Origin of the sequence: Aeromonas sp. Prich7-2 (genome assembly GCF_017939255.1) — a bacterium.
Classification (GTDB): Bacteria; Pseudomonadota; Gammaproteobacteria; order Enterobacterales; family Aeromonadaceae; genus Aeromonas; species Aeromonas caviae.
This window is the reverse complement of record NZ_JAGKRI010000341.1, coordinates 1-349: the sequence shown is the minus strand read 5'-3', so window position 1 is coordinate 349 and position 349 is coordinate 1. Positions and strand designations below refer to the sequence as shown.

The following is a 349-nucleotide window of genomic DNA, read 5'->3' as shown; positions in this document are numbered from 1 at the left end:
CTGGAAGCGAAGGAAAGCGGCAGCGACCCCTATGCCGCCATCGAGGCGGTGATTCCCTGGGACGAGTTCACCGAGAGCGTCAGCGAGGCCGAGCTGCTGGCCCGGCCGGAAGGCTTCGACCACCTGCACCTGGTCGGCGAGAACTTCGCCACCCTGCGCCGTTACACGCCGGCCTTGCTGGAGGTGCTGGAACTGCGCGCCGCGCCGGCCGCGCAAGGCGTGCTGGCAGCCGTGCAGACCCTGCGTGAGATGAACGCCGACAACCTGCGCAAGGTGCCGGCCGATGCACCCACGGCCTTCATCAAGCCGCGCTGGAAGCCGCTGGTGATCACCCCGGAAGGCCTCGACC

Annotated in this window: 1 pseudogene; it reads left to right on the top strand. The window is 69.1% G+C overall.

Features of this window, described 5'->3' with window-relative positions:
• Positions 1-349 (top strand): annotated as a pseudogene (locus tag J9892_RS22690) (Tn3 family transposase); the annotation flags it as partial.